The following is a 14,098-nucleotide window of genomic DNA, read 5'->3' on the forward strand; positions in this document are numbered from 1 at the left end:
TCTGCCGTAAAGACAGTTCCTTGATTATGAATAACTGACTTCCCATCCGAAAGCCTCTGCTATACCTTCGTATACTATAGTACCTTTTACAATATTTAATCCTTTTTGTAATGATTTATCTGCATTACAGGCTTTTTCCCAACCTAAATTTGCTAATTTTAATACAAACGGAAGCGTTACATTTGTTAAAGCAACCGTAGAAGTATAAGGTACAGCGCCGGGCATATTGGCAACACAATAATGTACCACATCATCAATTATATAAGTTGGGTCTTCATGCGTAGTTGCTTTTGTAGTTTCTATGCACCCCCCTTGATCTACCGCCACATCTACAATTACGGTACCTGGATGCATTTCTTTAAGCATATCTCTAGTAATTAAACTTGGTGCTTTTGCTCCTGGAATCAATACTCCACCTATAATTAGGTCGTGGGTTTTTATATGTTTTCTGATGTTGTATTCATTAGAAAACTCGGTAACAACATGACTTGGCATAATATCATTCACATGGCGTAAACGTTTCATATTAATATCTAAAATAGTAACATGAGCCCCTAATCCCGCTGCCATTTTTGCTGCTTGAATTCCTACTGTCCCAGCTCCCAAAATAAGTACTTTCCCTGGAGGTACTCCAGGAACACCGCCTAATAATACGCCTCGTCCTTTAATAGGTTTCTCCAAATACTTAGCCCCTTGCTGGATTGCCATTCTTCCAGCAACTTCAGACATTGGGGTTAGCAAAGGCAAAGTACCATCTACATCCTCAACGGTTTCATAAGCTATACACACCGCTTTACTTTTTATCATTGCTTTGGTAAGTGCTTCACTAGAAGCAAAATGAAAATAGGTAAAAACAAGCTGATTTTCTTTGATAAGATTATATTCTGGAGCTATTGGTTCTTTAACCTTAACAATCATATCGCTTTGAGCGTATACTTCTTCAATAGTATCAACAAGTATAGCACCCACATTTAAATAATCATCATCAAAAAAACCACTCCCATCTCCTGCTGTAGATTGCACATACACTGTATGTTTGTTTTTTACTAACTCAAAAACACCGGCTGGAGTCATTCCAACCCTGTTTTCGTTATTTTTAATTTCTTTTGGAATCCCTATTTTCACAACTCATGTTTTTAATGTTGAGTGCAATTTCAGATTTACTTTTTAAGTATTCAAATAAAATTGATAAAAACAGGGGGTATTCTCAATAAAAAATGATTTTTTTAATATACTACCCCTAAAAAATAAGGGGTGTATATTAAAATATATTGTTTTTTTAATGAATTATATTTTTTAATAGGGGTATGTTGAATAAATAAAAAAATATCTAAAAAGTATTCAAACTCTAAATGTCATCCTCAACTTGTTGAAGGATCTTTTTAGTGTTAGTTATGAAACTTCGACAAGCTCAGTTCGACAAGCTCCTTTGACAGGCTCAGTTTAACAACTATAAATTACTTTTTAGACAGTCTTTTTTATACTTTTAGTAGCACATAAATTAGCCAACTATATTTACTATTTTTCCAGGAACAATAATAATCTTCTTAGGTGTTCTTCCCTCTAATTGTGCTTGTGTTTTTTCGTGTGCCATCACCTCTTTCTCGATGTCTTCTTTACTCATATCCATCGGTAAATCGAGGGTAAAACGCATTTTTCCGTTAAAAGAAATAGGATAGGTTTTACTACTTTCTACTAAATGCTTTTCATCAAAAACAGGGAAATCTGCCGTTGAAATTGAATTTGAATTTCCTAACTGACTCCAAAGCTCTTCAGCAATATGTGGTGCATAAGGCGAAATTAAAACCGCTAATGGCTCTAAAATATCTTTGCTGGTACATTTTTGGGCAGTAAGTTCATTCGCACATATCATAAAAGTAGAAACCGACGTATTAAAAGAGAAATTCTCAATATCCTCTTCTACTTTTTTAATGGTTTTATGAAGTGTTTTCAAGCTCTCTTTAGAAGGCTCGCTGTTGGTAACTTTAAGTCCGTTATCGTTGAAATACAATTTCCAAAGTTTCTTTAAAAATCCGTGTACTCCTGTAATACCTGCTGTATTCCAAGGTTTTGCTTGCTCCAAAGGTCCTAAAAACATTTCGTACATACGCAGCGTATCGGCTCCATAATTCTCGCAAATCTCATCTGGATTTACCACATTGTACTTGGATTTGGACATTTTTTCGACTTCGCGAGAAACAATAAAAGCCCTATTATCCTCCCCCTTGCCCCCTCCAGAGGAGGGGGTATTCTCGTTACAAACTTTACCATTTTCAAGAATGAAAGTAGCATCTTTAAATTCGGGACGCCAATTTTTAAAGGCTTCAATATCTAATTCATTAGAAGCGTTTACGAAAGAAACGTCTATGTGGATTGGCGTTACATTTTTATCACCTATTAAGTTTTTAGAAATAAATGTATTACTGTCTTGTAAACGATACACAAAAGCGCTAGTTCCCAAAATCATTCCTTGATTGATAAGTTTTTTAGCAAATTCATCTACAGGAAGCAAGTTTTGGTCAAACAAAAACTTTTGCCAAAAACGAGCGTATAATAAATGGCCTGTTGCATGTTCGCTTCCGCCAATATATAAATCTACATCCTGCCAATAATTCAACGCCTCTTTAGAAGCAAACTCTTCGGTATTATGGGCATCCATATAACGGTTAAAATACCATGAGCTTCCAGCCCAACCTGGCATAGTGTTGAGCTCAAGAGCCCCTCCCTTCCTCCCCAAAGGGGAGGTGTTTTCAAACGTTTGTTGAGAAACTACGTTGCCTACTCCATCTTTTTCTAACCAATACCACTCCTTAGCATTCCCTAAAGGTGGTTCTCCGGTTTCGGTAGGTAAATACTTTTCTACCTCGGGAAGTTCTATAGGTAAATGCTTTGCATCAATCATTTGTGGCAATCCGTTTACATAATATACTGGAAATGGTTCTCCCCAATAACGTTGACGTGAAAAAACAGCATCGCGCAAGCGGTAATTAGTTTTTCCTTTTCCTTGCCCTATTTCTTCTAAAGCTTCAATTGCCTTTTTAGTAGCTTCTTTATAACCTAGTCCGTTTAAGAAGTCGCTATTACCAATTACCGTTTTTTCTTTATCTGCAAAAGCCTCTTCACTAATATCTACTCCGTCAAAAATATTTGGAATTTCAATGTCAAAATGCTTAGCAAAATCATAGTCCCGCTGGTCTCCACATGGCACCGCCATTACAGCTCCTGTTCCATAGCCTGCCAATACGTAATCTCCTATCCAAATTGGCACAGGTTTTTTGGTAAACGGATGCTCGGCATAAGCGCCTGTAAACACACCACTTATGGTTTTTACATCTGCCATACGCTCACGCTCACTACGTTTTGCAGTAGCTTCTACATAGGCTTCTACCGCTTCTTTTTGCTCGGGAGTAGTAATTTTACTTACCAATTCGTGCTCTGGTGCTAACGTCATAAACGATACTCCAAAAATAGTATCGGGACGTGTCGTAAAAACGTCAATTCTAAATTCTGAATTTTGAATTTTGAATTGAACTTCTGCACCAACAGATTTTCCAATCCAATTACGCTGAATTTCCTTTAACGGTTCTGGCCAATCTAATTTATTTAATCCTTGAAGTAAGCGCTCTGCATAAGCAGAAATACGCATACTCCATTGCTTCATTTTTTTACGAACTACTGGATGCCCCCCACGCTCTGAAACTCCGTTTACAATCTCATCGTTTGCAAGTACAGTTCCTAAAGCAGGACACCAATTTACTTCGGTTTCCGCTAAATAGGTAAGTCGGTATTGAAGTAGTATTTTTTGTTGTTCTTCTAAAGAATATGCATTCCATTCCGAAGCAGAAAAAGTATCTACGTTATCATCAGAAACAGCATTTACAGTTGTATTTCCTTCAGCAGAAAATTTATTAATTAAGGTTGAAATGTTTTCAGCCTTATCTGTATCCTTATTATACCACGAGTTGAATAATTGAATAAAAATCCACTGTGTCCACTTATAATAATCAGAATTTGAAGTACGTACCTCCCTGCTCCAATCGAATGAAAAACCTATTTTATCTAGCTGTTCACGGTAACGAGCAATATTTTCTTTGGTGGTTTTATCTGGATGTTGCCCTGTTTGAATAGCGTACTGCTCTGCTGGCAACCCAAAACTATCATACCCCATTGGATGAAGCACATTAAACCCTTTATGACGTTTGTAACGTGCATAAATATCACTAGCAATATACCCCAACGGATGCCCCACATGCAACCCCGCTCCAGAAGGATAAGGAAACATATCTAACACATAATATTTTGGTTTGTCGGAATTATTGCTTGCTTTAAACGTTTGGTTATCTGCCCAATGTTTTTGCCATTTGGCTTCAATTTCATTGAAATTGTACTTCATTGCTATCTTTTTTATGCTGAATCTTATAAGAATTGCAAAAATACAGTTATTCAATGAATATGGAAAGTTATTTAATTGAAAGTGGCAAAGGGGAATAAGAGGCAGAGGTTCAGAGATGCAAAGGGGCAAAGTTCTAAATATGCCAATTTGAAGATTTGGAGATGCGGGAATGTGGGAATGTGGGAATGTGGGAATGTAAAATAAAATCTTCACGCTCCCGGCTTCGAACTTCCGACTTCTTTTAACTTTTTTACTTTACAACATTTCAACAAACTATACAGAAATCTGCCTATCTATTTGTTGATTTAGGGAAATAAAAGTTTCGGTTCTAGAAACGCCTTCAATGGACTGCACTTTATGATTTAAAACATTCATTAAATGTTCGTTGTCTTTACAAAGAATTTTAATCAGAATGGACCAATTCCCTGTAGTATAATGACATTCTAGCACTTCTGGAATTTCTTTTAATTGCTTTACAGCTTCTGGATTTCTCATAGCTTTATCCAAATAAATTCCGATAAATGCCATTGTGTGATATCCCAACATTCGAGGATTAATAACAAATTTAGATCCAGAAATAAGTCCAGAATTTTCTAATTTTCTTAAACGTTGATGGATTGCAGCCCCAGAAATACCAATCTTTCTAGCTATTTCCAAAATGGGCTTCCGAGCGTCTTCCATTAGACTTCTTAGAATCTCTTTGTCGATTCCATCTATTTCTACGGTTTCATTAGTGAATTTCATCTAAAACATTTTAAATATCAACAAAGATACCTAAAACCAGTTCTAGATTGTAAGTAAAAAAGTTAAATGAGGATGTCTCATTTATAATTTTACATCCAACTATTTTTCAGACTCCATTCAAAAAAACTGGGTAGATAGACCCATGGGGAATTATAATTTCTAGCTATTTATGTTTATTGTTTAACGATTTCGAACAATAAAAACTGATTTATTTGCGGACTCATAGTGTTGAAATTATTATCGGAAATTAGAATTAGCGTTTTATTTCCATTAGCAAGTGTTGGTCCGTAGCAAATACCTTCAATATTATCGATTGTATTTTTTTGCAATCCTTTTCTAATAGACTCTAAATTGAATGCTAATTTTTTTGAAACAGGCTTAATCTTACTTTCAGATAGATGCTGAGTTTCCAACGTATTCTCGCTATTAGAAGCATCTACCTCATAAATTTTTAATCCGTTTGCTTTCTTTCCCCAACCCGAAGAATATGAGCGCTCTAACATCAAAAATTTCTTATTACCAATGGTGAATAAATCTGACAATCCGTTTACAGCAAAGTCGCCTTTTGGAGCTTTTTCAATTTTATCTAACGGATAAATAAACTGAAATTTAGGTGTTTCGCTATTCCAATCGTAATAGGTAATTCTCACTGGAGAATACGCTTCTTTGGTTGTTGGTTCTGGGCCATCGGTTTCTAAAGGTAATTCTGTTCCCATCCAAAAACCTGTGTTGTCGTAATTTCTTGCCAAACCTTCAAATAATCCGTTATGTCTAGGTTTATAAGGACTTTCAGCATAAAAATAAGAAGGAATCTCATAGCTATTAACAAACGCTCCTGTTGTAGAAACATTAAAAATAGACGGGTCTCTTTGGTTTTTAATACTGCCCTCACTAGAAAGTAAAATATGCTGTGTTTCTGGATTATATAAAATAGACTCTAAATCTAAAAACGTATTTTCCATGAACGGATCTTCATAAGAAAAAAACGTGGTATTTGTAAAAATTACAGTATCTATTTTATCATTTTCAATTTTAATTTTTGCAGTATAAATACGAGGATTTTTAGAGTCGTCGCATACTATAAGGTAATCATCTTTAAAATTATCAATCCCTGAAAGTCCGCCAATTTCTGTATCGTCCAATATTACTTTTGCAGGAAAAATATATTCGTCTAAAAATTTCAATTTTGTATCTGCTGTAGGTTTGTTTTTAACTGAAGAACAACTAGCTAATAAAACAACAAAACAGGTAAATAAGATATTTCTTACTTTCATTATCAAATCTATTTATTGATATTAGGTTGCAAGATAACTGAATTTGATTTATTTTTAAAGGTATATACTGTGAAGTGACCGATAAAAATAAAGATACTCCGAATAAAAAAACAGGTAACAATCTATTCCTTACCGCTAAAGAATATTTTGAATCTCAACCTGAAGAAACAAGGCAAGCGTTGTTAGAACTAAAAGAGTGCATCTTAAAAGTAGCACCAAACGCAACCGAATTAATAAATTATAATATTCTAGCATATTCACTTATAAAAGGAGGAAAAAGAGAACAACAAATTATGATTGCTGGTTATAAAAAGCATGTAGGATTTTACCCTCATCCAACAACAATGGAAAAATTTGAATCCGAATTAAATGGGTTTAAAAAAGGAAAAGGTTCGGTCCAATTTCCTTTAGACAGACCATTGCCAAAAGACCTTATTGAAAAAATGGTTACCTACCGAATGAAGCTTATTAAAGAAAAATAAGGAAGTAGCTAAAACTGTGTTTTTATGCTAATTTATCCTGCTACATTATTTGGATTATAGCCCATATAAGGAACTTCTTTTTCAATAAAAGTAATTCCATAATTTTCTAAAGCCGACAAAACAGGCTCATAAATATCTTTTGAAATAGGGATTACAACCCCAGTAGCAGTAATTTCCTTATTTAAAATTTTTAACGCAGCAATTCCTAAAGGCAAACCAACAGTTTTAGACATTGCTGTGTAAGTTTTATCTTTCCCAAGAGCAACCATACTAGAATCTATTTGATGTTTCTTTCCGTTTAAAGTATAACCAAATTTATGGTACATTACAATCATATCTTTATCGTCGTCATTAAGTAACCAATGGTCTTCTAATATTTTCTGAAGCGCTTGAGCTGGTGTTGCATTTTCAATTCCTATTTTTTTAGAAGCGTCGAATAAATCAAGTTCTTGGAGCTTCTCCCACATAATATCATCTTGATCGATTTTTAAATAATGTCGAAGTTTTAATTCCACTGCATCCGTAGGTGAATACGGAAGAAAGGAATTTACAAATTCTCTATAGGACATGTTTTCAGAATCTTCCAAAACAAAAGTATCGTCGGTCATTCCTAATTGAACAAACATATTCCATGCTTTCGAAAAACCAACACGACGGATGGTTCCTCTATACAAGGTTAAAATATCATTTAAACCATAAGCACTTCTATATTTTAGAGAATCCCGATTGGCATAGCCTTCAAATTTTCCGTAGCCTTCTATCTCAAAAAATTCTGTTCTTCGGAAAAGTTTATGATATGGAATGTATTTATAATTCCCTTCTTGAATAAACATTGCAGTTCCCCCCTGCCCTGCCACGACTACATTTCTAGGATTCCAAGTAAATTTATAGTTCCATAAATTGGTATCGCTTTCTGGAGCCACCAATCCGCCAGTAAACGATTCAAATAATATCATTTTCCCTCCTTTGCCTCGGATTTTATCTATTACCTTCATGGCGCTCATATGGTCAATTCCAGGGTCTACTCCAATTTCATTTAAAAAAATAAGTCCTTTTGCCTTAACTTCTTCATCCAAAGCTTCCATTTCTTTACTTACATAGGAAGCCGTGACCATATTTTTTTCATACAAAAGACAATCTTTTGCAACTTCAATATGAAATCTAGCAGGAAGCATTGAGATTACTAAATCTGCTTTTTTAATTGCATTTTTGCGTTCTTCTTCCTTAAAAATATCTAATTTTATAGCGGTGCAATTGGGTTTATCTTTTAAAAGGTTTTTAGCGTTTTCTATATTGATATCTCCAACAACAATATGTAATTGCTCTGATGCTGCTTTTTCCAATAAATATTTAAGTAAATAAGAAGTAGATTTTCCAGCACCAATTAATAAAATAGTACGCATGTGAATTTGTTTATTAATTTCACACTAATGTATTAAAATGTTATAAACATAACAATTAAAAATAGATGAATTATGCATAAAGGAATATTAATAGCAGGAGGAGTATTAGGATTTTTAGCAATAATATTAGGTGCTTTCGGGGCGCATGCGTTAAAAAGTGCTTTAGATGCAGAGGCTTTAAAAACATTTGAAACTGGTGTAAAATACCAAATGTATCATGCCCTATTATTATTATTTGTAGGAAGCTTGCCTATACTTACTTCAGGGACTAAAAATACCATTTTATATCTCGTAGTTATTGGGGTTATTCTATTTTCTGGTTCTATTTATGGTTTAGCAACCAATGCACTTACTTCTTTCGACTTTAAAAAAATAGGTTTTGTAACCCCTATAGGTGGAACTTTACTAATTATTTCCTGGGGAATTTTGATATATAACTTTATAAGGTTAAAAATAAATTAATTCTAAGGAAGAATCCATAAATAGATTCAGATTATTTGTTAATAGTAGTAAAATCTTGAATTTTTATTAAAAATACACAACTCAAACGTTGTAGTAGAATATTTTTAATACATTTGTCTTAGCTACTAACATCAACAATTTAAAAAATGACGGTGGACAAAACACTTGTTACGCAAACGATTTCGTTGAAAAATTACGGAATTATAAATGCGACAATTAATTACCAATTAAGTCCTGAAGAATTGCACCGTATCACCTTAGAAAAAGGAATGGGAAAAGAAGCTTCCTCAGGAGCTTTAGCCATAAATACTGGTGAATTTACAGGACGCTCTCCAAAAGACAGATTTATTGTAAAAGATAAAATTACTGCGGATAAAGTATGGTGGGGATCTATAAACCTCCCTTTTGATGCTGATAAATTTGATGCTTTACAAAAAAAGGTAACCGACTATTTGTCGGAAAAAGAATTGTATGTACGCGACTGTTATGCCTGTGCAGATAAGGATTACCAATTAAATATTAGGGTTATAAACGAGTATCCTTGGAGTAATTTATTTGCCTATAATATGTTTCTGCGTCCAAAGGAAGAGGAGTTAAAAGACTTTAATGCAGAATGGACCGTTATTAATGCTCCAGGTTTCAAAGCAAACCCAGAAACTGATGGAACACGCCAAGAGAATTTTGCTATTTTAAACTTTACTAAAAAAGTAGTCCTTATTGGGGGTACAGGATATACCGGAGAAATTAAGAAAGGTATTTTTTCAGCACTAAATTTTTTGTTGCCTGTATACCAAAATACACTTCCAATGCATTGTAGTGCAAATGTAGGAACAAATGGAGATACTTCTATATTTTTTGGATTATCTGGAACAGGAAAAACAACACTTTCTGCCGACCCAAAACGTAAATTAATTGGAGATGACGAACACGGATGGACAAAAGACAATAGCGTTTTTAATTTTGAAGGAGGATGCTATGCTAAAGTTATAAATCTTTCCGAAGAAAATGAACCCGATATTTTTAGAGCCATCCAAAAAGGGGCTTTACTAGAAAATGTTAGTTTAGATTCCGAAGGGAATGTTGATTTTAAAGACACTTCCATCACTCAAAACACACGAGTAAGTTATCCTATTTATCATATTAAAAACATTCAAAAACCTTCTATAGGCTTTTCTCCAAAGAATATATTTTTCTTAACGGCAGATGCTTTTGGGGTTTTACCTCCTATTTCCAAATTAACACCAGGACAAGCAGCATATCATTTTATTTCTGGATATACTGCTAAAGTTGCAGGTACCGAAGCAGGAGTAGACGAACCTGTACCCTCCTTCTCTGCGTGTTTTGGAGCTCCATTTATGCCGTTACACCCAACAGCCTATGCAGAAATGCTTAGTGAGAAAATGAAGGAAGCTAACGTAAATGTATGGCTTATAAATACTGGATGGACTGGTGGTCCTTACGGAATTGGGAAGCGTATGGCTTTAAAATACACTAGAGCCATGATTACCGCTGCAATGAATAATGAATTAGGAGAAGAAATTACTCCAGAAAAATATCATATCCACTCTGTTTTTGGTTTAGCACAACCTAGAAGTTGTCCTAATGTACCAGATGAAATATTGAGTTCTAGAAAAACTTGGAATAATGATGAAGGCTATTACAAAAAAGCCCATCAGCTAGCGGCTGCTTTTAAAGAAAATTTTGAAAAGTTTGCATCCTATGCTAGTGAAGAAACAAAGGACGGCGGTCCTTTGGTCTGATTTTAATTTTAGAAGGGTAACCTTCGAAGCTTGCCAAATAGTTAGTAGGAAAGCCTCTGGAAACCCCAGAGGCTTTTTAATATTTATTATCATTAATGTACGAGTAAAAATACAAGACCGCTTCGCTGTAAGAGAAAAGAACAAAAACTAAATCTTAACTATTTTAAATGAGTAGTTTAAAAGAAATAACATTAGTAAACTCCTCTTTTTATTCATTTTTATTAATAGCAAGGGGGCTACTATTTTAAAAACCTTATTTAAACCTTTATCGGACAACAATAATTTATTATTTAAGCTCCCAAAAATCGTTTTGAAAATGTACCGTTATTAGTAGTAGAAACTAAAATATTAATATAAAAAAGAAAGCCATCCCTGTTAGGATGGCTTCATTTTATATGTATGTATTTTTATTTTTTATTGACTTGAGCAATATATTTCTCTAAAGCCATTGTCATAGAAGGTGTTTCTGGCGTTGGAGCCTCTATATCGATACGAAGACCAGCTTCGGTAGCTGCTTTAACGGTTGTATTACCAAAAACAGCTATTCTAGTATTATTTTGTTCGAAATCTGGGAAGTTTTTCAATAAAGACTCAATTCCAGATGGACTAAAAAATACCAAAATATCGTAATATACATCTCTTAAATCAGAAAGATCGCTAATTACTGTTTTGTACAGAATTGCTCTTTTCCAATCTACTTTTAATTCGTTTAATGTTTCTGGAACCAAAGGTTTTAAAACATCAGAAGAAGGTAATAAGAATTTTTCATCCTTATACTTCTTAACTAAAGGTGCTAATTCCTGAAAAGTACGTTTACCAACATAAATTTTACGTTTTCTGTAAACTACATATTTCTGTAAATAATAAGCTACTGCTTCCGATTGACAGAAGTATTTCATAGAATCAGGAACTTTAAATCGCATTTCTTCTGCAATTCTAAAGAAATGATCCACAGCATTTCGACTCGTTAGAATAATTGCTGTAAACTGGGTTAAGTCAATTTTTTGCTGTCTTACATCTCTCGCATTAACTCCCTCCACATGAATAAAAGGTCTAAAATCTACCTTTATTTTTTGTTTTTCAACCAGCCTTAAATAAGGAGAATTCTCCACTTTTGGCTCAGGTTGTGAAACCAAGATTGTCTTAACTTTCATAAATATCCGTTAGTTTGAAGCCTTATCAATAAAATAAAATTTTATTAGTATCAAATAAGGGGCTATTTCTAGCGCGCAAAGATACAAAATAAAATAAAATAAATATTTTCCTATTAATTTTTGATGATTTCTTAATGTAAGTACTGTAGAAATAGTATTAAGAGAAAGAAATGTAAGTATTATTATATAAAATACAATATTGCCCCTTAAATCGCTGTAAATGAATAAACTAATCAACGGAAGTAATACTAATGCTGAAAGGTTTCTATAAGTTACTTTATGAAAATGAAAACTTTCTACAAAAGGCAATATATCAAAAATTGTTGCTATTATTTTTTCTAAATAAAACTTAAAAAGAATAAATAGAAATAAAAATGGAAGTATTAAATATGGGTTTATAGTTAACGGAAAATCTAAAAATTCTACGGTAATCCAAACTATTAAAGAAAGGCAAACAAGCTGCGGTATAAATAAGAAAAAATTAAAAACACTTGTTGATTGATTCCCTTCTTTGCTATATATTTTTAAATATTTATAATTAATAAAAAGCATGATAAATGCTTGAAACTTCTGTTCGTTCATTAGCTTAGCAAGTGTAAGACTTACTAAAGCTGAAAAGAGCAAAATCGTTTCAGTGGTATGAAAGTTGGTATTTCTTAATACTTCGTTCACTAGTTATCTAACTTTATCATTTCTCCTTGAAACCCTGGATATATACCATTATGAATTATTCCCATTCTAAAATATTGTATCTCCGGAATTACAACAGTGTCTGGAATTTTTACCTGAATAGAAACTGTTTCTTCTTTTTTTATTTTAGCTGAAGAATTATCCACTAATAGAGGGATAACCTTAATACCTCTTTTGTTAGTGTCGTAAAATACAGCTGCATATGTTAAGGAATCTGTTGGAATAGTTTCGTTATAAGGATTATACAATTCCGCAGAGAAATTTGTAGCAACTTTATTTTTAAAAGAATCCTTATCTATTGTAATCTTCATTTTTTTGTAAGTCTTCAATGAGTCAATTATAGTTCCTCTAATTTTATGATTTTTAAATTCTCTGATTATAGAAACTGTAGAATCAATTAAATATTCATGATTTCCAGTTAGATAAGCAACCTTTTTATTTCTCACTTTAAATTCAGAGCTATCCAAATCAAATTGATTTTGTCTAGCGTGTAAATCATTAGAAGAAAATACCGTAGCTCCTTCAGAATAAAAACCATACATTGCGGCATCTCTATATGAGTTATGAAAAACTACAGGAATCCCTTTAACCTTATCTTTTAGCTCTGTTACCCACTTTTTATTACCATAAGCCTCATATTTAATAGGAGATATGGGTTGGTAAATAAGAGCTACTCTTAAATAGAGAATTAAAATAACCGAAAAAACACTAATTCTAAAAAGCCATTTTCTATAATTCTCATGCTCATATGCGTATCTTAATGTAAATAAAATTAGCGGAATTACAATTAAAATAACCCATTGCGCTTGTGTTTTTCTGGAGAAACTAGAAAATAAGAAAAATAGAAAAACACCATACCCTAAAAACTTTAATGCTTTATCGAACTTGTCTTTAGAAGGAAGTTTATAAAAAGCAAAATACATTAAAGGAAAACATAAACCAGCAACTGCAATACAATTTACAAGATAATCAAGCGTAAACTTTATACGGTAAGCGCTATTTGCACGATCAAAAAGATGGTATTTTAAAGGCGCAAAATCTACTTGATACAGCCACACTAAATGGGGAGTATATAATACCAAAGAAATAGCTGTTGCCAACCAAAATTTACTATTTTTTAAAAGCGCTAGGTTTGATAGTAAGACAAAGCCTATAAGCAATATTCCGTGGTATTTACAATACATAACGGCAGCCATACTAAATCCTAAAACCAACACCGAGATAGTGTCTTTTTTTAATAAAAAGCGCTTATAAGCCCAAACAAATAACAAGCTAAAAGTTAGCAAAGCAGTATCTGGCAAAATCATAAATCCGTATGCTACCATTAAACCTATGCTGCTAACAAAAGCCATAAAAAGCCAAGTATATTTATACTTTTTGTCTGTTTCTATAAGTTGCCATAATAAAAAAACATTTGCAGCATATAAAAAAGGAGATGCTAGTCTAACTCCCAATTCTCCATCAAAAATATTAATACCTAAATTCACCAAAAAGGCAACCATTGGTGGGTGGTCAAAATACCCCCAACTTAGATTTTGGGCAAAATACCAATAGTAAGCTTCATCAAAAATTAATCCTGTAAAAGCACTTTGAATAAGGTTTACAACCGTTACTATAATTAAAAATGAAAGGATTATTTTGTTAGAAAGGTTTTTATCAATCATAATTATTTTCTAAATATTGGTAAAAGTACTCAATAATTGAAGTGCAAAATTCCTTAAAATCGGTTTAAAAAA

Annotated in this window: 11 protein-coding genes; 3 read left to right on the forward strand and 8 right to left on the reverse strand. The window is 33.1% G+C overall.

Annotated features, from left to right (window positions below; translation table 11 throughout):
* Nucleotides 1–24: 24 nt before the first annotated feature.
* From ald to AC13CQ_RS02015, 4 genes are all read right to left on the reverse strand, one after another.
* Nucleotides 25–1,125 carry an alanine dehydrogenase gene (gene ald, locus AC13CQ_RS02000; protein ID WP_008611460.1) on the reverse strand — a complete coding sequence of 367 codons (1,101 nt, stop codon included), beginning with the start codon at nucleotides 1,123–1,125 and terminating at the stop codon, nucleotides 25–27.
* 376 nt (nucleotides 1,126–1,501) lie between these two features.
* Nucleotides 1,502–4,393: a leucine--tRNA ligase gene (locus tag AC13CQ_RS02005; RefSeq protein ID WP_474507323.1), complete on the reverse strand. Its 2,892-nt coding sequence runs from the start codon at nucleotides 4,391–4,393 to the stop codon at nucleotides 1,502–1,504.
* Between the two features lie 273 nt (nucleotides 4,394–4,666).
* Nucleotides 4,667–5,137 (reverse strand): Lrp/AsnC ligand binding domain-containing protein, encoded by a 471-nt coding sequence (locus tag AC13CQ_RS02010; protein ID WP_008611462.1) that lies wholly within the window; start codon nucleotides 5,135–5,137, stop codon nucleotides 4,667–4,669.
* Between the two features lie 173 nt (nucleotides 5,138–5,310).
* Entirely contained in the window at nucleotides 5,311–6,411 is a 1,101-nt protein-coding gene (locus AC13CQ_RS02015) for an esterase-like activity of phytase family protein (RefSeq protein ID WP_008611463.1), read from the reverse strand.
* Between the two features lie 74 nt (nucleotides 6,412–6,485).
* Between AC13CQ_RS02015 and AC13CQ_RS02020 the strand changes: the two genes are divergently transcribed.
* The gene (locus tag AC13CQ_RS02020) at nucleotides 6,486–6,893 is read left to right on the forward strand and encodes an iron chaperone (protein WP_008611464.1); all 408 of its coding nucleotides are present in this window, start codon (nucleotides 6,486–6,488) and stop codon (nucleotides 6,891–6,893) included.
* 32 nt (nucleotides 6,894–6,925) lie between these two features.
* On the opposite strand, the gene AC13CQ_RS02025 is transcribed toward AC13CQ_RS02020, so the two are convergent.
* A complete protein-coding gene (locus AC13CQ_RS02025) occupies nucleotides 6,926–8,296 on the reverse strand; it encodes a saccharopine dehydrogenase family protein (RefSeq protein ID WP_008611465.1) in 1,371 nt (456 codons plus the stop codon).
* Nucleotides 8,297–8,368: 72 nt separating this feature from the next.
* Here AC13CQ_RS02025 and AC13CQ_RS02030 point away from each other — a divergent pair, with 72 nt between their 5' ends.
* Together AC13CQ_RS02030 and pckA are read left to right on the forward strand one after the other, a co-directional pair.
* Nucleotides 8,369–8,758, forward strand: a complete 390-nt coding sequence (locus tag AC13CQ_RS02030) for a DUF423 domain-containing protein (RefSeq protein WP_008611466.1) — start codon at nucleotides 8,369–8,371, stop codon at nucleotides 8,756–8,758.
* Nucleotides 8,759–8,904: 146 nt separating this feature from the next.
* Complete coding sequence (pckA, locus tag AC13CQ_RS02035) at nucleotides 8,905–10,518, forward strand: phosphoenolpyruvate carboxykinase (ATP) (RefSeq protein ID WP_008611467.1); 1,614 nt, start codon at nucleotides 8,905–8,907, stop codon at nucleotides 10,516–10,518.
* Nucleotides 10,519–10,925: 407 nt separating this feature from the next.
* Here the strand turns inward: pckA and AC13CQ_RS02040 are convergent, their stop codons facing one another.
* The 3 genes from AC13CQ_RS02040 to AC13CQ_RS02050 are packed head-to-tail and all read right to left on the reverse strand — an operon-like array spanning nucleotide 10,926 to nucleotide 14,026.
* Nucleotides 10,926–11,672, reverse strand: a complete 747-nt coding sequence (locus AC13CQ_RS02040; RefSeq protein ID WP_008611468.1) for a uroporphyrinogen-III synthase — start codon at nucleotides 11,670–11,672, stop codon at nucleotides 10,926–10,928.
* Between the two features lie 9 nt (nucleotides 11,673–11,681).
* Complete coding sequence (locus AC13CQ_RS02045; RefSeq protein WP_008611469.1) at nucleotides 11,682–12,344, reverse strand: DUF4271 domain-containing protein; 663 nt, start codon at nucleotides 12,342–12,344, stop codon at nucleotides 11,682–11,684.
* Nucleotides 12,344–14,026: an ArnT family glycosyltransferase gene (locus tag AC13CQ_RS02050; protein WP_456868071.1), complete on the reverse strand. Its 1,683-nt coding sequence runs from the start codon at nucleotides 14,024–14,026 to the stop codon at nucleotides 12,344–12,346. The genes AC13CQ_RS02045 and AC13CQ_RS02050 overlap by 1 nt, the downstream gene beginning before the upstream one ends.
* Nucleotides 14,027–14,098: the final 72 nt, after the last annotated feature.

Source organism: Galbibacter sp. L-19 (assembly GCF_056857615.1).

Bases quoted from the DNA above. Each gene is read 5' to 3' on its own strand.
- AC13CQ_RS02005 (WP_474507323.1), bottom strand. From the start codon at position 4,393: ATGAAGTACAATTTCAATGAAATTGAAGCCAAATGGCAAAAACATTGG.
- AC13CQ_RS02010 (WP_008611462.1), bottom strand. From the start codon at position 5,137: ATGAAATTCACTAATGAAACCGTAGAAATAGATGGAATCGACAAAGAG.
- AC13CQ_RS02015 (WP_008611463.1), bottom strand. From the start codon at position 6,411: ATGAAAGTAAGAAATATCTTATTTACCTGTTTTGTTGTTTTATTAGCT.
- AC13CQ_RS02025 (WP_008611465.1), bottom strand. From the start codon at position 8,296: ATGCGTACTATTTTATTAATTGGTGCTGGAAAATCTACTTCTTATTTA.
- AC13CQ_RS02030 (WP_008611466.1), top strand. From the start codon at position 8,369: ATGCATAAAGGAATATTAATAGCAGGAGGAGTATTAGGATTTTTAGCA.
- pckA (WP_008611467.1), top strand. From the start codon at position 8,905: ATGACGGTGGACAAAACACTTGTTACGCAAACGATTTCGTTGAAAAAT.
- AC13CQ_RS02040 (WP_008611468.1), bottom strand. From the start codon at position 11,672: ATGAAAGTTAAGACAATCTTGGTTTCACAACCTGAGCCAAAAGTGGAG.
- AC13CQ_RS02050 (WP_456868071.1), bottom strand. From the start codon at position 14,026: ATGATTGATAAAAACCTTTCTAACAAAATAATCCTTTCATTTTTAATT.